The organism is Corallococcus sp. AS-1-12 (genome assembly GCF_020036995.1).
Lineage (GTDB): Bacteria > Myxococcota > Myxococcia > Myxococcales > Myxococcaceae > Corallococcus.
In genome coordinates this window covers 354,228-374,406 of sequence record NZ_JAIQDD010000004.1, presented here as the reverse complement: position 1 = coordinate 374,406, position 20,179 = coordinate 354,228, and the positions used below count along the sequence as shown (strand labels likewise).

Annotated in this window: 18 protein-coding genes; 10 read left to right on the top strand and 8 right to left on the bottom strand. The window is 72.2% G+C overall.

Annotated elements, in window-relative coordinates; all coding sequences use genetic code 11:
* Positions 1-2: 2 nt before the first annotated feature.
* Positions 3-623: a hypothetical protein gene (locus K8556_RS08820; RefSeq protein WP_223739578.1), complete on the bottom strand. Its 621-nt coding sequence runs from the start codon at positions 621-623 to the stop codon at positions 3-5.
* Positions 624-668: 45 nt separating this feature from the next.
* Here K8556_RS08820 and K8556_RS08815 point away from each other — a divergent pair, with 45 nt between their 5' ends.
* The 3 genes from K8556_RS08815 to K8556_RS08805 all read left to right on the top strand — a co-directional run bounded on the left by K8556_RS08815 (position 669) and on the right by K8556_RS08805 (position 3,323).
* Entirely contained in the window at positions 669-1,826 is a 1,158-nt protein-coding gene (locus K8556_RS08815; protein WP_223739577.1) for an AAA family ATPase, read from the top strand.
* 121 nt (positions 1,827-1,947) lie between these two features.
* Positions 1,948-2,547 carry a hypothetical protein gene (locus K8556_RS08810; protein WP_223739576.1) on the top strand — a complete coding sequence of 200 codons (600 nt, stop codon included), beginning with the start codon at positions 1,948-1,950 and terminating at the stop codon, positions 2,545-2,547.
* Between the two features lie 20 nt (positions 2,548-2,567).
* The gene (locus K8556_RS08805; RefSeq protein ID WP_223739575.1) at positions 2,568-3,323 is read left to right on the top strand and encodes a hypothetical protein; all 756 of its coding nucleotides are present in this window, start codon (positions 2,568-2,570) and stop codon (positions 3,321-3,323) included.
* Here the strand turns inward: K8556_RS08805 and K8556_RS08800 are convergent.
* A complete protein-coding gene (locus K8556_RS08800; RefSeq protein ID WP_223739574.1) occupies positions 3,315-3,785 on the bottom strand; it encodes an SRPBCC family protein in 471 nt (156 codons plus the stop codon). The genes K8556_RS08805 and K8556_RS08800 overlap by 9 nt on opposite strands.
* A gap of 130 nt (positions 3,786-3,915) precedes the next feature.
* On the opposite strand from K8556_RS08800, the gene K8556_RS08795 reads away from it, so the two are divergent.
* The 3 genes from K8556_RS08795 to K8556_RS08785 all read left to right on the top strand — a co-directional run bounded on the left by K8556_RS08795 (position 3,916) and on the right by K8556_RS08785 (position 9,201).
* Entirely contained in the window at positions 3,916-4,377 is a 462-nt protein-coding gene (locus tag K8556_RS08795; RefSeq protein WP_223739573.1) for a hypothetical protein, read from the top strand.
* Between the two features lie 76 nt (positions 4,378-4,453).
* Entirely contained in the window at positions 4,454-6,271 is a 1,818-nt protein-coding gene (locus K8556_RS08790; protein ID WP_223739572.1) for a hypothetical protein, read from the top strand.
* Positions 6,268-9,201 carry a bpX6 domain-containing protein gene (locus tag K8556_RS08785; protein WP_223739571.1) on the top strand — a complete coding sequence of 978 codons (2,934 nt, stop codon included), beginning with the start codon at positions 6,268-6,270 and terminating at the stop codon, positions 9,199-9,201. Before K8556_RS08790 ends, K8556_RS08785 begins: the two co-directional genes overlap by 4 nt.
* A gap of 10 nt (positions 9,202-9,211) precedes the next feature.
* On the opposite strand, the gene K8556_RS08780 is transcribed toward K8556_RS08785, so the two are convergent.
* On the bottom strand, positions 9,212-9,898 hold the full coding sequence (locus tag K8556_RS08780) for a response regulator (RefSeq protein WP_223739570.1): 687 nt from the start codon (positions 9,896-9,898) through the stop codon (positions 9,212-9,214).
* 189 nt (positions 9,899-10,087) lie between these two features.
* Here K8556_RS08780 and K8556_RS08775 point away from each other — a divergent pair, with 189 nt between their 5' ends.
* On the top strand, positions 10,088-10,348 hold the full coding sequence (locus K8556_RS08775) for a hypothetical protein (RefSeq protein WP_223739569.1): 261 nt from the start codon (positions 10,088-10,090) through the stop codon (positions 10,346-10,348).
* A gap of 113 nt (positions 10,349-10,461) precedes the next feature.
* On the top strand, positions 10,462-12,375 hold the full coding sequence (locus tag K8556_RS08770; protein WP_223739568.1) for a PAS domain-containing sensor histidine kinase: 1,914 nt from the start codon (positions 10,462-10,464) through the stop codon (positions 12,373-12,375).
* Here the strand turns inward: K8556_RS08770 and K8556_RS08765 are convergent.
* The 3 genes from K8556_RS08765 to K8556_RS08755 form a co-directional block, all read right to left on the bottom strand.
* Entirely contained in the window at positions 12,369-12,755 is a 387-nt protein-coding gene (locus K8556_RS08765; protein WP_223739567.1) for a response regulator, read from the bottom strand. The two genes, K8556_RS08770 and K8556_RS08765, sit on opposite strands and share 7 nt — an antisense overlap.
* Positions 12,756-12,988: 233 nt before the next feature.
* The gene (locus K8556_RS08760; protein ID WP_223739566.1) at positions 12,989-13,690 is read right to left on the bottom strand and encodes a LysM peptidoglycan-binding domain-containing protein; all 702 of its coding nucleotides are present in this window, start codon (positions 13,688-13,690) and stop codon (positions 12,989-12,991) included.
* A 239-nt stretch (positions 13,691-13,929) separates the two neighbouring features.
* Positions 13,930-14,244 (bottom strand): hypothetical protein, encoded by a 315-nt coding sequence (locus K8556_RS08755; RefSeq protein WP_120575710.1) that lies wholly within the window; start codon positions 14,242-14,244, stop codon positions 13,930-13,932.
* Between the two features lie 207 nt (positions 14,245-14,451).
* Here K8556_RS08755 and K8556_RS08750 point away from each other — a divergent pair, with 207 nt between their 5' ends.
* A complete protein-coding gene (locus tag K8556_RS08750) occupies positions 14,452-15,543 on the top strand; it encodes a hypothetical protein (RefSeq protein WP_223739565.1) in 1,092 nt (363 codons plus the stop codon).
* Here K8556_RS08750 and K8556_RS08745 read toward each other — a convergent pair.
* The gene (locus K8556_RS08745; RefSeq protein WP_223739564.1) at positions 15,534-17,204 is read right to left on the bottom strand and encodes a hypothetical protein; all 1,671 of its coding nucleotides are present in this window, start codon (positions 17,202-17,204) and stop codon (positions 15,534-15,536) included. The two genes, K8556_RS08750 and K8556_RS08745, sit on opposite strands and share 10 nt — an antisense overlap.
* A gap of 155 nt (positions 17,205-17,359) precedes the next feature.
* On the opposite strand from K8556_RS08745, the gene K8556_RS08740 reads away from it, so the two are divergent.
* The gene (locus K8556_RS08740; protein ID WP_223739563.1) at positions 17,360-18,286 is read left to right on the top strand and encodes a hypothetical protein; all 927 of its coding nucleotides are present in this window, start codon (positions 17,360-17,362) and stop codon (positions 18,284-18,286) included.
* 78 nt (positions 18,287-18,364) lie between these two features.
* Here the strand turns inward: K8556_RS08740 and K8556_RS08735 are convergent, their stop codons facing one another.
* Entirely contained in the window at positions 18,365-20,179 is a 1,815-nt protein-coding gene (locus tag K8556_RS08735; protein WP_223739562.1) for an acyl-CoA dehydrogenase, read from the bottom strand.

Sequence of the window (20,179 nt, the reverse complement as noted above, 5' to 3'; positions counted from 1 at the left end):
CGCTAGAAGCGCAGCACGGGTCCGGCGACGATGCTCTGGAGCGGTTTGGCGCACATGTTCACGCTGACGCCCGCGCTGGCGCTGGTGTCGTCCGTGGCCTTCGTGAACTTCACGTCGCAGAACTGGATGGCGGTGGCCAGGGAGATGCCCCACCGGTCGGAGAACCACCCGTCCAGGCCCACGCGGAAGGCCATGCTGGTGACGTCGAAGTCCTCGCGGCGCAACTGGCCCAGGCTGTCCGGGGTGAAGGGCTGCGACCAGCTCTTGGCCAGGCGCGCGCCCAGCCACGGCGTCACCGGCTTGTCGCCGAGGAAGCGCAGGCGGGCCTCCAGCCCCACGGCGGTGTAGTCCAACTGCACGCGGCTCATCTCGGACGGGTTCTGGGCCTCGGCGAACCGCTGGCCCCAGGTCTGGGTGGTCTCGAAGACGACGCCCAGGGACAGGCCGGGCGGCGTCTCCACGCCGAGCCAGGCCTGGAGGGCGGGGCCCTTGGCGCGCCAGTCGCTGAAATGATCCAGGGTGACGCCCGCGCCCAGGGAGGCATAGCCATGCCACCCGTCCGCGACCGCTGGCCCCGCGCCCAGGACGCCGGCCAGGGTCAGCCACTTCCACTTCGTATCCATGCCGCCACTGTATGCCGGACCGGGGGCGAGGCTAGGCTCGCGGGCATGTCCGTATCTTTCGAGGTCGCGGCGGCCGAGGTCCGCGACGCGCTCACCGACGCGAGCCGGGGGCTGGTGGAGCGCGAGGCGATGGTGGAGTTGGTGGCGCTGTCGGCGGTGGCGGGCGAGCACCTGCTCGTGGTGGGGCCGCCGGGCACCGCGAAGAGCGAGGCGGTGCGCAGGACGGCGCGCGGCCTGGGCGGCTCGTACTTCGAGTACCTGCTGGGGCGCTTCACGGAGCCGTCTGAAATCTTCGGGCCGGTGGACCTGCGCAAGCTTCGCGAGGGGCTGGTGGAGACGGAGACGGCGGGCATGCTGCCGGAGGCGGAGGTGGCCTTCCTGGACGAGGTGTTCCTGGGCTCCACCGCCATCCTCAACACGCTGCTGGGCCTGCTCAACGAGCGCACGTTCCGGCGCGGCCACACGCGCATGCAGTGCCCGCTGCGGGTGTGCGTGGGCGCGTCCAACGCGCTGCCGGAGGACGACGCGCTGGCCGCGTTCGCGGACCGGTTCCTGGCGCGCATCTTCGTGGAGCCGGTGCCGGATCCCCGGCTGGAGGAGCTGCTGGAGGGAGGCGCGTCGCTGTGGGCGGACGCGGCGCCGCGAGTGGCGTCGCTCCAATCCCTGGACGTGGTGGCGCAGGCGGCGAGGCGCGCGGACCTGGGGCCGGTGCGGCCGCACCTGGCGCAGGCGCTGCGGACGCTGCGGGCGGCGGGCATCGCGCTGTCGGACCGGCGCGCGGTGAAGGTGCAGCGGCTGGTGGCCGCCGCCGCGGCGCTGGCGGGGCGGACGACGCCGGGCGTGGCGGACCTGTGGCCGCTCGTCTACGCGGTGCCCACGAAGGAGGCGCAGGCGCTGGCGCGCGACGTGCTGCGCGACGTGCTGTCCGCGTCGGAGAACCTGGCCCTGCCGGCCGCGGCGCTGGAGGCGAGCGCGGGGCCGCTGGCCCGGGCCCAGCGCATCGCGCAGGCGGGGCAGGTGCTGCTGGCGTCGCGGCCCGTGGACGGGGACGGGGACGCGGTGGCCGCGTGGCGGCTGAAGCTGGAGGGCGTGGCGCGCGAGATGGACGCGGGCTTCGCGCCGGAGGCGCTGCCGGAGGCGCTGCGCGCGCTGCGCGGCGAGGTGGCGGCGGTGCTGGAGGACGCGAGCACCCGCGCGGCGTGACACCTTCCGGAAGTCCTTCCGGAAATCCAATGGCCGCGGTGGCCCGTATGGGTTGCTGCCAGCGGGACGGCGGCGGTGGGAGCGCCGTGCCGACGGCAATCCATCCACGGGAGAACACTTCATGCGAAACACCTTCGCGGTGTTGGCTATTGCCTCGGCGGCGCTGCTCGCGGGCTGCGGCGACGATGATGACAACAACAACATGCCGGACGCGGGCACGGGCTACATGCCCACGGGCAAGGGCCCGGGCACGTCGCTGCGCTGCACGAGCAGCAACAAGAACGCGTGGGACACGTTCGGCGCGAACGCGTTCGTCGCGGTGAACAAGTCCATCGTCGCGAAGACGCTGGCGGAGCTGAACGGCCCCAACGGCACGGCGAACCTGGGCGAGTCCTTCACCCATATCGGCGACGCGAGCCAGGGCCCGGCGTACGCGGACGACGCGGCCACGTTCGAGGGCAAGCTGGCGGCGTTCCTCGTCTATGCCTATGGCGGTCCGGAGTCCATCCAGTACACGGATGGCAAGACGTACGCGGGCCCGCAGGACATGGCGGCGGCGCACCTGGGCATGGCCATCACCAACTCCCAGTACGACTACTTCATCGCGAACATGGTGGTGCCGGCGCTCACGGACAACGGCGTGACGTCCGCGGACGTGTCCTCCTGCTTCGCTCCCATCGTGACGGACGCCGCGTTCAAGGCGTCCATCGTCGGCAAGTAGTCACCGCTCCCGAGGGCTCCATGACTCGCATCGTTCTCCCGCGTGCCGTGCGCCGCGTGCTGGTGTCCACCGTGGGGGTGGGCGTGCTGTTCACGGCGGTGATGGGCTTTGCCCATACGCCGTCCGGCCGGCCGCTCCTGAAGTGGATGGGGATGTCCATGCCCCAGGCCGCGTCCGCGGCGGGGTGTCCGCTGGGGTACGACGTGAAGCAGAGCCCCGAGCAGAAGGAGGCCGCGAGGATGCGCTTCGCGGCCTCCTACCGGGGAGAGCGCCCCGCGCTGGCCCGGCCCGCGCTGGGGTTCGACCTGGAGCAGACGACGCGCGAGTCGCTGCTCGCGTGGGCCCGGGCGCACGGGGTGAAGTGCTCGGTGCCGCGCAGCCAGGGGGACCTGGACTGCGAGGAGGTGCCGGCGGCGCTGTTCCCGGGGCTGGAGCGCGAGGCCGCCATCCGGAACCTGTGGGTGACGTTCGGCGCGGATGACCGGCTGGTGTCTGTGATTGCCGTGAGCCGGGCCTTGGACCCGGCCCCCATCAGCGCGACGTTTCGCGCGGCGAACGCGACGCTCGTGACGCTGGCGGGGCCGCCCGTGAAGCAGGACGGGGAGGGCAGCGTGGAGGAGCTGCGGCAGGGGCTGCTGCGGCAGGCGAGCGCGGAGTACCGCTTCCAGGACTTCTACGCGCTCACCCGCGTCACCAACATGGGGGACGGGTTCGTGCTGACGGAGGAGTACCGCGCCCTTCCGAAGGTCGCGGCGCGGGAGCTGCCGTCACGTTGAGGCGGGGGACTCCACGTACTTCGCGAGCTTCTCCAGGGACATCCGCCAGCCGAGCGCGTTGTCGGCGGGCGGTACGCCGGGCGGCAGTCCTTCGTGCACGGCGAGGAGGTCGGTGCCCCCGTCCCGCGCGTCCGTGAGCGTGAACGTGATGCGCATCTCGCCTTGAAGCGTGGGGTCGGTGGTCTCGAACTCGGTGGTCTCGATGACCTGTTCGTCCAGCACGAGCTTCACGAAGCGGCCGTGGTGCGTGTCCGTGTGCGCGGTCGTCTTGCCGGTCTCCGTGGGGGCGTCGTAGGTGAGGGAGATCCGGAACGCGCCGCCCTCGCGCGGTTCGAAGACGTGGACCTGGCTCGTCATGCCGTCGGGCACCCTCCAGGTCGCGACGGCGCGGGCGTCAATCAGGGCGCTGTAGACGCGCGAGCGGGGGGCCTTCAGGTGGGAGTGGAGCCGGGTCGTGCTCATGCTCGGGAGCATGGGGAGGGGCTCGGGGCGCTGTACAGCGCGGGTCCGCCGGACTGTCGCGCGTCGTGCCCGGCGCGGTCTACAGTGCACGGGTGCTCAACGGGCGTGGGATGCGCGGAGGCAGGGCGTCATGAGGCCGCCTCTGGAGCCGGTCATCGCGGGCCTCCCCGTGCGCTGGTGTCCCCGGGCCCTGCCCCTGGAGCCCGTGGCCGTGGCTGGCGTTGGCCGCGTGGCGCTCGCGCTGGGACACCGCGCCGCGCGGGCGGAGGATGGGACGCTCGCATCGTGGACCGGTGTCGCGGGACGGGATGTGCTCGTGTTGCTGGGGACGGCCGCTTCGCTGCCCTGGGTGGATGGCGCGGTGTACCTGGGCCGTGACCCGCTGGCGCCCGCGCTGCTGCTGCCCTGCGCGCTGGAGCCGGAGGTGGCGCCTTCGCTGCTGGAGCGCGCGTTGCTCGCGGGGCAGGGCGATGCGCCGCTCGCGGTGCTGCCAGCGTCAGGGGTGCTCGTCTCCGTCTCGGCGGCCAAACCTGTCGCGCGCGCCTCGCTGAGCGCGTGGCTGTCCGCCCAGGCGTTGGAGGTTGCTTCGTGACGACCGCGTTGCCTCCCGAGGCGGCCAGGCTTGTCGCGCGTGCCTCGCCGTCCGCCCCGGGCGAGGAGGTTGCTTCGTGACGACCGCGCTGCCTCCCGCGCTGCGCCCCTGGGCGACGCAGTTGTCGCTGTTCCCGGAGGACCTGGCACGGCACCTGGGGCCGCACGTGGCGCGGCTGTCCGCGGCGGTCGGGACGCTGCGGCCTCGCGGTGAGTCCGAGGGCGGTGAGCCCCAGGGCTATGACGGGCTCTCCCGACGCGGGCCCTTCGACCGGTTGCTCGTCAGTGAGTGGCTCTGGGCGCTGGAGGCTCCAGAGGAGCTGGTGCGCCGCGCGGCGTTCGGTGAGCTGTCGTTCCTCAAGCCCGCGTTCCAGCAGCCGCGGGGGGCCCGGCGCACCGTGGTGCTGCTGGACGTGGGACCGGATCAACTGGGCCTGCCGCGCATCGCGCACCTCGCGTTGCTCGTGGTGCTCGCGCGCCGCGCGGAGGCCGTGGGCGCGGCGTTCACCTGGGGCGCGCTCCAGACCGAGCCTGCTCACGCCACCCATACAGGCCTGGGCGGCACGTCGCTCCTCGCGTGGCTCAACGCCCGCTCCACCACGCCCGCGTCCGCACGGCACCTGTCCGCGTGGCGCGAGGCCCTGGACCTCTCACGCGCGCCCGAGGACGTGTGGCTCGTGGGCTCCTCGCGCCTGGGGCGACTGGAGGGCGCGGAGGGGATGTCCCGCGTGGAGGTCTCCGAGCCGATGGAGCCCGGTGCGCACCGGCTCACCGTGGACGTGCGGCCCGCGGCCCGTGTTCCCCGCTCGGTGGTGCTGGAGCTTCCGCCTCCGGAGGATTGCGTGCGCCTGCTGCGCAATCCCTTCGCTTCCCATCCGCAGGCATCCGGGTGGATGCCGCGCAAGGCCGACCGGCGCATCGTTGGCTTCTCCTTCTCTGGCGATGGCCGGCGCGTGCTGCTGTTCTCCAAGAATGGCGCCGTGGAGGCCATGGCCGTGCCGCACTCTCCTCGCGCCACCGTGCCGAAGCCCCGGCGTGTCCTGGTGCCTTCCGGGCAGCAGGTGATCGCGGCGGGGTGGCGCTACTCGGGTGGGTTGCTCGTGCTCGCGAGCCACCTGGGGGGCTACGTGATGCACGGGCAGGTGCGCACGCCGGAGGGTTTCCGGAAGGTGCGCTATCACGCGGCGGATGACCGCGAACGACCGGCCCTCGCTCCGGGGACGCCCCCGTCCTGCCTCGTGAGCTGGGTGGATCCGCGCGGGCGGGAACACCTGTGGTTGAGGGACGGAAATGCCCGGCTGTTCTCGCTGGCGCCTCCCTCGTCGGTGGGGACCTCGGCGCTTGGCATGGAGGAGGAGGCGGCATCCGCGACGGCGGAGGTGAACTCACGACCGCTGTGTGTGCTGAGGCCCGAGACTGGAGAGACGAGCCGCGTGCGCATCTCACGGCTCAAGGTGCTGGGCGAAGGGCCGGATCGCATGAGCCCCATCAACGCGCGCCAGGGAGACGCATACTTCGGCTACGCGCCGTCCGGGGGGCATCCCGACGCGGGGCTGCTCGCGGTGCGCGACAGTGATTCGGACTGGCGGCTGTTCCTGGACACCGGTGGGTTGGTCATCACCGTGCCAGAGGGGCATCGCGTGGTGGGCGTGGTGCAGCCACCTGCTCCGTCCCCGCCTGGACTGGTCGCGCTGCAACCGGATCAACGCACCTTCTCCTTCTTCTCGAGTCAGGCGTCCCGGATGCTCGCGGTGGCCACGGGCCCCGTGGTGCAGGCCGCTGCGAGCCACGGGCAGCCGGTGTTGGGATGGCTGACGCAGGCGGGAGAGTTCGTGTTGTGGGACCTGATGGAGCAGGCGGTGTTGTACCGCGCCCTCCCGGAGGTCACGACGTGAGCGCCACGTCTGGAGCCGTGCGGCCTCGCGCCCAGGTGCACCGGGGCACCGTGGTGGCGGCGGCGTGGTGGTTCCATCCGGGGCTGCTGGGAGAGGCCGAGGCCCGCCGCCGCGTGCTGGCGGCCTGGAGGCCCGGCGCCACCGTCTGGGCGCTGGCCGGAGGCCATCTGCTGAAGCTGGCGGCGCCGTGCAAGAGCGCGGTGGAGGCCGCGCCCGGACTGCCGCTGGTGCTGGAGTCCGGAGTGCTCACCAGCGCGCCGCTGAGCCCGAAGGAGCGCGAGCGATTGGCGCCTCCGCCGGGAGCCGTCGTGCTGGTGCACGAGGGCATCGCACGGGTGTACGGGCCCGGAGTGCTGCGCCAGGTGGATCCGGGCACATGGCTGGACGTCTCGGAGTGGCGGCGCGTGCGCGTGAAGGGACTGGGCGCGCCGCCTCCGCCCCTGAAGAGCGCGCTGGAGCCGCTGCCTCCGCCCACGCGCGCGACGTTCGGACCGAAGGTGCCCGCGCTCGCGCCCGAAGCGGAGCGCATGCTGGCGCGCATGGCGGGGCGCGAGGTCCCGGTGGTGCGAGAGGGCTTCTTCGCGCGGCTGCGAAGGGCCTTCTCCCCGAAGGCCGGTGAGACGACGTTGACCGTCCGTCGCGAAGGCTTGTACGCGCGGCTGCGAAGGGCCTTCCGCACGGAGCCGCAAGGCACACCGGGCAACGCGTTGGCCCCGAGTCGCGCGGGATGGCTTGACCGTCTGCGGGGCGCCTTCTCCTCGGACACGGCGCACACCTCCGCCACGGGCACTGGCGGACGGGCCGGCTGGGTCTCACGGCTCCTCGCGGGAATGCGTGGCGGCGACGCCGCCAAAGCCTCACAGGGCTCCAGCCCCCCCACGCGTCCCCCCGAGCCCGAGGGCCCGGGCGCGCTCGAACAACTCAAGGAGTGGATGCTCCGGAACACGCCCCTGGGCCAGCTCGTGGGTCAGCGCAAGGGAGACTACCTGCGCCACCTCTTTGAACTCTTCGAACAGGGCAACCTCGACGAAGCCCTGCGCCACGCCATCCCCCTGGGCAAGAGCCTGGACGCACGCGCGAAGCTCGCGCTCGGAGTGCCCGGCCCGCGCGAGACGCTGCGCATCCAACCTCAGGGCCGGAGCGGCGCCGCGCAGTCGTTCGGCGGAGGCCCCGCCGTGTTCGAAGCGCTGCGCGAGCGTTACCGCGAGACCTTCCGCCGCCTGGAGCGCGAAGGCCGCATCGACGAGGCCGCCTTCGTCCTCGCGGAGCTGCTGGACGCGACCGAGGAGGCCGTGTCCTTCCTGGAGCGTCACGGCCGCTTCCAGCTCGCGGCGGAGCTCGCGGAAGGGCGCGGCCTTCCGCCGGGCCTCGTGGTGCGCCAGTGGTTCCTCGCGAAGGACGTGGAGCGCGCGGTGGCCATCGCACGGCGCTCGGGCGTGTTCGCGGACGCCGTGCTGCGCCTGGAGAAGACCCACCCCGCCGAAGCGCAGGCCCTGCGCCTCCTGTGGGCGGAGTCGCTCGCGGAGGCCGGAGACTGGTCGCGCGCGGTGGACGCCGTGTGGCCCGTGCCGTCCGCGCGCCACCTCGCGCGTGCCTGGGTGGAGCGGGGCATCCAGGCCGACGGCGCGGGCAGCGCGAAGCTCCTGGCGCGACTGGCGCTCGAGTTCCCGGACGGCTTCGGCGCCGCGCGCGAGGACATCCTGGTCCTGCTGTCGGACGAAACGCCGACGCGCGCTCCGGAGCGCCTGGCCTTCGCCACGGAGCTGCTGCGCGCGGAAGCCTCCGATGCCCGGAGCGTGCTCCTCGTCCCCGCCGTGCGCGCACTGATGCGCGACGAGGAGGTGGAGGCGCTCCCCTCCAACGCCAGGCTCCTCCAGCAACTGCATGCGCTCAATGCCCCGGCGCTGACCGCGCTGCGCGCCGACCTGCCGACGCCGCGGGCCTCCCAGCGGCGCCCCTGGGCCGAAGCGCACGACCTGCCTCCCGTGCGCGTGGGGATGGACCGCAGCCACGCGGGCGCCCACGCCGTGCATGACGCCGGAGTGCTGCCGGGCCGGCGCGTGCTGCTCGCGCTGGGGGAAGCGGGCGCGCGGCTGGTGGGCCCGGACGGACGCACGCTCGCGGGCTTCGACGTGCCGGCGTTCTCGCTGGTCCTGTCCGCGCAGGGGGACCGCGCCCTCGCGCTGGCGCGCCGGGGCGACGTGTGGCGCGTGTCCCGGCTGGACCTGGTGGAGCGCCGGGCCACGCACTGGTGCGACCTGGAGCTGGACTCGTGGGCGCCCACCTATGACGGGGAGCGGTGGTTCACCGCCATGCGCGACGCCGTGAGCATGGTGGACACGCTCGCCGCGGAGCCTCGCTCGCTGTGGCGCGTGTCGGAGGTGGGCGGCACCGTGCTCCGCATGGCCGTGGACGCGAAGCACCTGTCCTTCCTCGTCCTGCACCTCACCCCGGACCAGGGCTTCGAGCGGCTGGAGCGCTGGACCTACGAGCTGCACGGCGGCCCCGTCCTGCGCGGGCGCGCGGACATGAAGGGCCTGCGGGAGCCACCCGGCGCCCTCGCGCTCACCCCCGACGGCGAGGCGATGGCCGGGGGCATCGAGGTCCCCGGAGGCGCGGAGCCCGAACCCTGGTACTCCGTGGCCCCCATCGTCACGCGGCGCTTCCACTCCCCGGCCCGGTGGGCCGCGGAGCGCGTGGGCGAGGTGCTCTCTCCCGCGTGGCGCGTGACGCGCTTCCAGAAGGGCGAGCTGCACACGGCCCTCCTGTTCGGCATCACCGGCCACACCCGCGTGACGGTGGAGTCCTCCGGCACGCCGCCCCAGGTCGTGCGCCTCACGGAGGACTGGTGCGTCGTCCACGACCTGTGGGGCCGCGTGGCGTGGCTGGACCTGCGCTCCGGCGAGGTCCACCGCGTGCCGGTGGTGTGAGCCTTCAACGTCAGGCGCAGCGCATGTGGCTGGGCACGATGACGATGCTCGCCGTCAGCGCGCAGCCGGCGTCGTCCACCTCCAGCACCACGCGCACGCCCTCCACCGTCACCAGCAGCGAGGGCTGCTCGCTGTGCAGCGCCATCAACCACGACGACGCCAGGGGCAGCTCCGACGCCGCCATCTCCGCGGCGCGCAGCAGGTGCACGCGCACCGCGTGACGGACCGAGGCCGGCAGGGCGTGCAGCGTGTAGAGCGACGCGTCCGTCAGCCGCAGCGCGTACGGCATGCGCGGGGTTTCCTTCGGGCGCCCGGGCAGCTCGCGCAGCCGCTCGGCCAGGGCCCGCACCAGCTCCTCCGGCTGCGGCGGCTTGTGCAGGAAGCCCACCACCCCGTGCAGCGGCACGTCCGGCGTACCGCCCGCCGAGGACATCAGCATCACCGCCAGGTGCCGCAGCCGCGCGTCCGTGCGCAGTTGGCCGTACAGCTCCCATCCATCCAGCCGGGGCAACACCAGGTCCAGCAGGATGAGGTCCGGGTGCTGCGCGCGCGGGCGATGACGCAGCCAGTCCAACGCCTCCGCGCCGTCCGCCACGGACGACACCACGAAGCCCGCTTCACGCGCCGCGCGGCCCACACCCTCTCGCCATGTCCGATCGTCCTCGACGAGCAGCAGGTGGTGGACGCCCAGGGCCATCCCCCGATTCGACCTGTTTTTCCTCGGGTTCTTGAAGCGCACCCGGGTCTGACGGGAGCCCCAGCGTCACCTGCCCGACAGTGGGCCCGGGGGACTGTTTCCCCCTGACGCCCTGCGCGCGACGGCGCAAATCACCGTGTCGCTGTCATCTTGCAGTTGGGCTGTAGATGCACACCCTTGGCGGCGCGCATGGCCTACCGCTGCCAGTTGGAACCTCCCGTGGTGCGCACGCTCACGGCGTGTACGCCCGCGGTGCGTGCGCGGCTCCAGGCGGAGCTGGGGGCGCTCGCCAGCCGGATGCCGGGGCTGCCGGTGCCGCCGTCGGGGCGGGACGGGGCGACGGTGCTCGCCTGCGGCTTCCAGGTCCGCTACCGCGTGGAGCCTGGCGCGGGGCTCCTGCGGTTGACCGCCCTGTGCCCGCTGGGGCTGGTCCGTTCGCCTTCCTCCTGACACGTCGCCAGACGGTCCTTGTCGCATGGGAAACGGGGGCCTAAGTCGGAGGTGACCTCCACCTCCACATCCCGGACGCACCCCGGTCCCCTTCGCCCCGCGAGCCTCGCACCGTGTCCCTGCCCCTCGCCGACTTCCTCTTCCAGTCCCGCGACGTCCTGCAGGACGCGTGGCTCCACGAAGCTCCAGGCACTGGCGACACCTTCACGCACGGGCTGTCCGCGGTGGCGGCCCGGATGTCCAACCCGGACGCGCGGGTCTCCGACGCGCTGGCGCGCGAGCTGTCGCTGCTGGTGCAGGGCTCCGACGGGCACCCCACGACGACGAACTTCCGGCGCCTGCGCGACACGGTGCTGCGGCTGTGGCGCGAGCGGGGCGGCGGGGGCCCGGACGACGAGGCGCAGGTGGAGCGCTTCCATGACGCCGTGGACGCGGTGGAGGCCGCGGCGCTGGAGGCCCACGTCCAGGCGCGGATGCTCGCGTCGCGCCAGGCGGCGGAGGCGGCGCGTGAACAGGGCGCCCCGGACGCGTCCGGCCCCCAGCGCTGGGAGGACATCTTCACGCACCTGGGCGTGGGCGTGGCGGTGATGGGCGCGGAGGACAGCGCGTTCGTGGCGGCGAACCCCGCGCTCGCGCGCATGCACGGGCAGCCCGTGGAGGCGCTCCAGGGGCTGCGGCTGGAGGACCTGGTCGCGCCCGAGTCGCGCGGCGCGCTGCCCCGGCACATGGCCGCCGCCAGCTCCAAGCCGTTCCACGAATACGAAGCGCTGCACCTGCGCCGCGATGGCAGCCGCTTCCCCGCGTTCGTGCACGTGACGTCCTTGCGGGACGCCACGGGCCGCCGCGTGGGCCGCGCCGCCACGGTGCTGGACATCACCCAGCGCCGCAACGCGGAGGCGGAGCGGCAGCGCCTGCTGGCCACCATCGAGGCGGAGCGCGCGCGGCTGGCGGCGGTGTTGGATCAGCTCCCCGCGGGCGTGCTCATCGCGGAGGCGCCCAGCGGCCGGCTGCTGCTGGGCAACCGCGCGCTGGAGTCGCTGCTGGGCCAGCCCTTCCGGCCCTCGGCCAGCCTGGCGGACTACGAGTCGTCACACCAGATGTTCACCGCGGACAACCAGCCGCTGGCGGACGACGCGTGGCCCATGGCCCGCGCGCTGCGCACCGGTGAGACGCGCCAGGCGGAGCCGCTCCAGGTGCGCCGGCCGGACGGCACCACCGCGCACCTGCTGGGCTCCAGCGCGCCCGTGCGCGACCGGGACGACCACATCGTCGCGGGCGTCGTCACGCTGGTGGACGTCACCGAGCGCCGCCGCGCGGAAGAGGCGGCGCGGGAGGCGGCGCAGTTCGGCGAGCGGCTCATCGCCATCGTCAGCCACGACCTGCGCAACCCCCTCAACGCCATCCAGTTGTCCGTCACCAAGCTGCTGCACGGCGACGCGCTCCAGGAGCGCGACCGCAAGGCGGTGTCCCGCATCGCGCGCTCCGGCGAGCGCATGGCGCGGATGATTTCGGAGCTGCTCGACTTCACCCGCAGCCGGCTGGGCGGCGGCATCCCCATCGAGCGGGTGCCCGGCGACGTGCGCATGGTGGTGCGCCAGGCGGTGGAGGAACTGGAGGCGGCGTGGCCGGAGCGCTCGCTGTCGCTGAGCGTGGGCCCGGGCCGCTACGACGGCGTCTGGGACGCGGACCGGCTGCTCCAGGTGGTGAGCAACCTGGGCGGCAACGCGCTCCAGTACAGCCCGCCGGACTCCCCCGTGCGCTTCACGCTGTCGGACGCGGACGCGCACGTGGTGCTGGAGGTGCAGAACGGCGGAGACCCCATCCCGCCGGACCTGCTGCCCCGCCTGTTCGACCCCTTCCGGCGCGGCGCGGGCAGCAACACGCACGGCGGCCTGGGGCTGGGGCTCTACATCGTCGAACAGGTGGTGAAGGGCCACGGGGGCCGCATCGAGGTGCGCTCGCGCGCGTCGGAGGGCACCGTCTTCCGCGTGCTCCTGCCGCGCGAGCCGGCGGCGCAGGCTCAGTAGGCGGCGGCTAATTGCGACTGCGCGGAGGAGCGGAACGGCTCCAGCGCGCGCATCAGGTCGTCCAGGTCCAGCGGCTTGGGGATGGACGCCCGGATGCCCTGGGGCACGGGGCGGGTGGCGCCCGCGCCCGACACGACGATGACGGGCAGGTCCTTGAGGCGCGGCTCCTTCTGCACGCGCTCCATCAGCTCCCAGCCGCTCATCACCGGCATCATCAGGTCCAGCAGCATCACGTCCGGCGTGGGGCCCTTCCTCAGGCGCTCCCAGGCGTGCAGGCCGTTGCCGGCCACCTCCACGGCGAAGCCCTCCAGCGTGAGGAACTCCTCCAGCATCTCACGGCTGTCGACATGGTCTTCCACGAGGAGGATGAGGCTTCGCATGGCATCCGGGAGCCTCCCCCCGTCCGGCTCCATCCGAAAGACCCCGTGTCCAGGGAACGTCCAGCCCTGGACGATAGGCCATGGGCAATGTGCGGCCCGCGCCACTCCGGGTGCCTTGGAGGGCAGGCGGCCAGGGCCATCCCCCCGGAAGAACGGATGGGGCCTCCCCCTTCCGGGCCCCAGGGGGGCGGGAAGGCGAAGGCCCCATCGGGGACCGCGGGCGTCAGGTCTGTTCAGCCCCGGTACTGGTGCACGGACATGATGGGGTAGTTCATCGACGTGTAGCTGATGCGCTGCGAGCCGTCCGAGTTGATGTTGTTGGAGCCGATGAACTGGGGCTTGCCGTCCTTCCAGCCCGCGAACATCACCACGTGCTGGCCGCTGCCCACCTTCATGGAGACGACGTCGCCGGGCTTGGCGTCCTTCAGGCTCACGCGCTGGAAGTTCGGGTCGCGGTCCAGGTTCGCCTGGAGCGTCATCACGGACGCGCTGTGCTGGCTGTCCTTGATCTGCCCGGCCTGCTCCAGGCACGCGGAGACGAAGTTGGCGCAGTTGACGTTGTTGGGGACCCAGTCCTCCATGTCCGCGCCCACGCCGCTGCCCTCGAGCTTCAGCGAGCCGGCGTTCTTGCCCAGGTGCGACACCGCGATGTCGAACGGGCTGCCACCGGGGCCGCGCGTGGCCGGGCCCGCGCCACCCGGAGGCGCCGACACGTCACCCGCGCCGCTGTTGCCGCCCGCGCCGCCGCCGCGCACGCCCTGCGTGCCGGACTCGAAGCTGTCGCGCGAGCCGGGGATGTTCAGCGTCTTGCCCGCGTAGATGAGGTCCTTGTTGGTGATCTGCGGGTTGGCCTTCATCAGCGAGTCCACGGACGTGCCGTAGCGCTGGGCCAGCGCGGACAGGGTGTCACCCGACTGGATGCGGTAGCTGCTCATGGGGGGGCTCCTTGGGGGAGCAGTGACCCGGAGTGGTCACCGGCTGCGATTGTTTCCATTCTCGCCGTTCAAGAACCGGTGTTGCGTCCCCCACCTGCTTTTCACTCCAGGCGCGCACATGGGCGCGAACGGGCGTACCCGGAGCGGAATCCGGACCCTGGGAAGGGCGCGCAGCCGCGACAGGGCCCCCGGAGGGCCGCCCGGGGCGTCCCTGTCGCGGTGCGCAATTACCGGGGGATTCAGCGGCTCTGGGCGTCGTGCTTCTGGCGGGCGATGCGGCGGCTGAGGGCGTCCTGCTTCGCGTCGATGCGGGCGCGCTCGGCGGCGTCCAGGTGGCCGTCGTCCCGGCGGTCGCGGCGGATCTCGCGCTGGAGCGAGCGGTGCTGGCGCTCCAGGCGCACGGCCTCGCGGCCCGTGAGCTCGCCGCTCTTCACGCCTTCGTTGATGCGCTGCTGCTGGTTCACCTGGCGGCGGTCGGCCTCCGCGGCCACGGCCGGCAGCGCCACCGTCAGGCCCAGCACCGCCGCGAGCATCCCCAGTCCGTTGCGCTTCATGGTGACTCCTCCTGGGTGGGCGCGGGCGTGGGTGCCAGCGCGTCGTCCCTGGAGGCTTGAACCCGGGATTCGCGCGCGGGTTGCGGGGCGCTGTTCGTGACGGGGTGCGTCCAGGTGGGTGGCCCTTATGAAAGGGGAAACAATCCAAGGGGATGGCGAGGTGCTGCGCCCTTGAACGGAGGGGTGGGGCCCGCGCATGGTGGCGGGGTGACGACCATTGCTCATCCCGACTTCACGGCGGCGCGGTTCAGCGGTTTCCCGGACGCGCGCTTCACCCCGGCTCCGGCGGACGGCGTGCTGCCGGAGGGCTTCTTCACCACGACGAACCTGCCCACGTACGTGCGGGTGGACGGGCGGTGGCGGATGCCGCGCGAGCCGCGCATGGACGGCGCGCTGGTGCTGGACGCGCAGGGCGAGCTCTGGGTGCGCGAGGGCCGCCGGGTGCGCGCGGGCGAGCGCGTGGTGGTGGGCAAGGCCGAGGACGGCAGCGAGGGCGTCTACGTGAACATGGCCTACCTGGCGGAGGGCGGGGAGGGCGAGTTCAAGTTCATGACGAGCGAGGTGTCGCGCGAGAAGCCCATCGACTACGCGCACATGGCGCGGCTGCTGGTGGAGGAGCGCGAGCGGGGCGGCTATCCCATCTGGGTGACGGGCCCGGCGCTGGTGCACTCGCGGGCGCGCGCGGACATGACGTGGTTCGTGGAGAACGGCTTCGTGGGGGCGCTGCTCGCGGGCAACGCGGTGGCGGTGCACGACATCGAGGCGTCCATCTACGGCACGACGCTGGGGATGAGCGGCGCGGGCGAGGCGACGTCGGGCGGGCACGGGCTGCACATGCGCGCCATCAACCGGGTGCGGCAGGCGGGCTCCATCGCGAAGGCGGTGGAGGCGGGCGTCATCACCAACGGCATCATGCACGCGTGCGTGAAGCACGGGGTGCCGTTCGTGCTGACGGGCTCCATCCGGGATGACGGGCCGCTGCCGGACGTGGTGACGGACAACCTGGCGGCGCAGGACGCGATGCGAAGGCACGCGGTGAAGGCGACCATGGCGGTGCTCGTGGCCACGGCGCTGCACGCCATCGCGACGGGGAACATGCTGCCCGCGTTCGTGACGGGGCAGGACGGCTCCCTGAGGGAGCTGCCCACCATCTGCGTGGACTCGTCCGAGTTCGTGGTGAGCAAGCTGAAGGACCGGGGCACGCACCAGGCCTTCGGCGTGGTGACGAACGCGCAGGACTTCATGCACATCCTGCGGCTGTACGTGGAGCGCGAGCTGGCCGCGCGGTCTCAGCGCTGACTGAGAGCCGGAGCCGAGACGGCCTTCCAGGCCGCGCTCGACAGCCCGCCCTCGGTGCCGAAGAGGGCGGAGTCGCCGTCCGGAAGCACGGCGTAGACGCGCGGGTCGGCCAGCTTCGGCAGGGCCCGCGTTTGCCCCGTGGCCGCGTCGAAGTACGACGCGCCGAGCAGCGTGCCCACCAGCGCCCCGCCGGGCACGAGCGCGGCGGAGACGATTGCCGGGGAGGGCAGCCCGGGCGCGGCGCGCACGCGGGTCCACTTCGCGCCGTCGAAGTAGCTGAAGCCATCCTGGCAGGTGCCCGCGACGGCGCGCCCCTGCGCGTCGGTGGACAGCGCGGTGATCCAGTTGTCGGTGAGGTCGCGGCCGTCGTGGAAGCGCTGCCACGCCGCGCCGTCCCAGCGCAGCAGTCCCCGGTCCTCGCTGCCCATCCACAGGAAGCGGCCGGAGGCTTCACCCACGGACGGGTGCTTGCTCCACTCCTTCGGCAGCGGCACCCGCTTCACGAGCGACAGGGGCGCGGTGCCGGGAGTGACCAGGGACACGCCGCGGCCATCCACCAGCGCGACACCGTCATCCATCTGGGACACGTTGAGCACGGACAGCTTCCCCAGCGCCACGGGGTTTCGGGCCCCGTATGCAATCTGCGTCCACGTCTTCCCGTCATGGAAGCCCAGGCCATACGTGGTGGCGACGTAGAGGTTCGTTCCGTCGCTGGTGATGCCCAGCACCTGGTCGCTGGGAAGCGAAGGTGAACGGATGGTCCGCCACCGGCCGTCCTCGCGCTGGATGCAGGCGCCCCGGTCGAACGTGCCCACCACGAGCTGGCCCTGGTGCCGTGCGAGCGCGGTGATGTGATTGCCGCAGAGCTGCCCCGTGGGCGTGACGCGGCGCCACCCCTTGGGCCCAAGCTTGAACACGCCCGAGGTCCGCGTGCCCGCCCACTCCGTGCTCAACACGGTGGCGCCCTTGGGGACGCTCACGGCCTGGAGCGGCACGGACTCCGTCTCCCACGCGTGCACCTCACCGTGGCTGCCCACGATGCGCACGCCCTGCTCCGTCACGGTGAAGGACAGCGGCCCGGTGGGCACGTCGCGCAGCGCGGAGAGCCGGCCACTGGCGCTGATGGAGAACGCGCCCTCGGTGGTGCCCACGTCCACGCCGTCCTGCGTGTCGGAGATGAAGCGCACCGGTCCTGGCAGGGACCACGCGCGCTGGGTGCCCAGCTCGAACAGCCGTCCCTCCGCCGTGCCCGCGAAGCGCGGAGAGAACGCCGTGTAGGTCGCGCCCGGCGTCAGCACCGAAGCCAGTGACTCCAGCCGGCTCACGTAGTCCGGCGTGCTCGCGTCCTCGGAGGGAGGCAGGGCCTGCCAGCGCACGTCCAGCACGGGCGTCACCTGGAAGCGGGCGTCCAGCGACACGAGCCCTTCATCCGTGGCGACGAAGAGCCGGTCACCCGTGGACTCCAGCGCGCGGCAGTAGTGGCTGGGGAGTCCGTCCTCCACCGTGAGCACGCGCACCGGACGGCCGGCGGGCGTGAACAGCTCCAGGCCTCCTTCGGTGCACGCGACGACGTGGCCGCCGAAGGGCTTCAGGTCGTGCACGGTCTCGGTGTTGGTGACGGTGGCGGCCAGGGTCAGCGCGGTGAGGGTGGAGAGCATCATGCTGCCCCCTATTGCGAACCCCGGGCCAGCCCGGTGTGTGTCCCCGGAGCCGCACCCGAGGCCCCGGGCCAGGCGGACCCGTTGACCCTGTCGCCTTTCACGAACGATGGTCGCGCGGGGGGGATTGGGGCCGGGCCTCCGTGGGAGTCCAAGACATGCTGCGTTCTGCTTCTTCCCTGGCGATGGCGCTCGCGCTCGCCATCCTCTGCGCTTGTGATTCCGACCCGTGCGAGGACACCGACTGCGGTCCGGGCCAATGTGTGACGTCCTCCGGAGAGGCCGCCTGCGAATGCCCCCAGGGCTACGTCCCGGCGGACCTGTCCTGCAGGCGGGACGTGCGCGAGGGAGATGACCATGGGGACTACCTCGAGGCCGCGACCCCCGTGGAACTCATGGACCCCTCCTCCCAATGGGTGGACGCGAACCTGGACAACCTCGAGGACGTGGACCTGTTCTCGTTCCACGTCACGGCCGGTCGCATCTACCGCTTTAGCTGCAATGCATCTTTGTCTGACTACGCCCCGAGCTGCCGTGTCGAGCTCCTCGGCGCGGACGGGCTCACGTTGCCGGGCTCGGTGGGCACGGGGGCGCTCTCGACCTACCAGTCGGCCGTGCTCGCTACGCAGGATGGTCCCGTGTACGCCCGCGTGGAGCACAACCGCAAATTCACCTCCACTTTCGATCTTTCCTACAAATACTCGCTGCTGGACCGGGGGCCGGACGACTTCGCGAACACCCTCACGGAAGCCACCCCGGTGCCCATCGGCACCCCCGTCTCGGGGTACGTCGAGCCCGCTGGCGATGTCGACGTCGTCGCGCTGGACGCCGTCGCGGGCCGCGCCTACCGGTTGACGTGTCAGGGTGAATACTCCTCCCACATCTGCGGCATGCGAGTGCGTGGCCCCGGGGGCGAGGTGCTGTTCGAGTCGAATAGGTCCGATAGCCGGCCGAGGAGCGAAACGTTCGACCTCCAGGTGATGCAGCAAGGCCGTCATACGGTCGAGCTGTTCATCTTCTGGGGGGGCATCTCCTTCAACGCCGTGGGTGCCTACGCCTTCTCCGCCGTTGACCTGGAGCCCTGAGCGCACGCCCGGCACTCACCGGTCCGAAGGCCCGAAGGACATGTCGCTACCGTCCTTCGGGCCCCATCCGGCGGATGGCTAGAACGACTCTTCCGGCAGGTCCATCAGGTCCAGGTTGCCGTTCTCCACCATGCGCGCGGCGTGCGCGATGCCGGGCAGCACCTCATGGCAGTACCAGCGGGCGCTGGCCACCTTGCCGCCGTAGAACGCCTTGTCGCCGGGGTTGGTCTTCATCCGCTCCAGCGCCACGGCCGCGTGACGCACCAGCAGCCAGCCGATGATGACCTCCGCCACGGCGAACAGCACGCGGTTGCCCTGGAAGCCCACGTGGTAGACGGACTCGCCCAGCTTGCCCATCAGCGTGCCGAGCAGCGTCTGCAGGTGGCCCACCGCCTCGCCCAGCGCGGCGCGCTCGGTCTTCAGCTCGGGGCCGCCCTCGTCGCCGTCCGCCGTCGCGCGCACGCGCTCCAGCAGGCCCATCAGCGTCGCGCCGCCGTCGCGCGCCACCTTGCGCATCAGCAGGTCCAGCGCCTGGATGTGCGTGGTGCCCTCGTAGAGCGAGTCGATCTTCTGGTCCCGGATGTACTGCTCGACCGGGTAGTCCGTGAGGAAGCCCGAACCGCCGTGCACCTGGAGCGACAGGGACAACAGCTCATACGCCTTCTCCGAGCTGTACCCCTTCACCAGCGGCAGCAGCATGTCGTTGAGCACGTCCGCCTCGCCCGCAGCCGTGGAGCGGTGGCCGCCCTGGAGCTCCACCTGGTCCTGCACGGACGCGGTGAACAGGGCCAGCGCGCGCAGGCCCTCCGCGTGGGCCTTCTGCGCCATCAGCATGCGGCGCACGTCCGGGTGCTGGAGGATGTTCACGCGCGGCGCGGACTTGTCGCGCGCCTTCGCCAGGTCGCTGCCCTGCACGCGGTCCTTCGCGAACGACAGCGCGCGGAAGTAGCCCGCGGACAGCGCGGCCATGGACTTGAGGCCCACCGCCATGCGCGCGTTCTCGATGATGTGGAACATCTGCCGGATGCCGTCGTGCACCTCGCCCAGCAGCAGGCCGCGCGTGGGCTTGCCGTCGCCGAACGTCAGCTCGCACGTGACGGACCCCTTCAGGCCCATCTTCTTCTCCAGCTTGGTGCACACGACGTTGTTGTGCTCGCCCAGGCTGCCGTCCTCGTTCACCCAGTACTTGGGCACCACGAACAGCGACAGGCCCTTGGTGCCCGGCGCCGCGCCGTCCGGACGCGCGAGCACCATGTGGATGATGTTCTCCGCGATGTCCGACTCGCCGTTGGTGATGAAGCGCTTGACGCCTTCAATCTCCCAGACGTCGCCGTCCACGTGCCGGGCCTTGGTGCGCGCGGCGCCCACGTCGCTGCCCGCGTCCGGCTCCGTCAGCACCATGGAGCCGCTCCAGCGCTTGTCCAGGATGTGCGGCAGGAAGCGCTTTTTCTGCGACTCCGTGCCCAGCCGGTCGATGACGCGCGCGAGCAGGTTGCCCAGCGTGAAGAACGCCAGCGCGGGGTTGGAGCCCAGGAGCAGCTCGAACGCGGCCCAGCCCAGCGACGGCGGCGCGCCCAGGCCGCCCAGGTGCGGGGGCGTCTCCAACAGGTGCATGCCCGCGTCGTAGTAGGCGCCCATCGCGGCCTTGAGGCCGGGGGGCAGCTTCACCTCGCCGTTCTCCAGCTTCGGCGGGTTGTGCTCGGACTCGTCGAAGCTCTTCGCCAGCTCCTGCGTGCACAACTGCGCGAACGTCTGCAGCGTCTGCCGGGCCGCCGTCTCGTCCAGGTCCCCGAAGGGCGCCTTGCCCAGCGACGTGTGGCCGATGTCCAGGAACTCGAAGAGGTTGAACTCAATATCGCGGAGGTTGGGCGTGTAGTGCAGGGACGACGACAT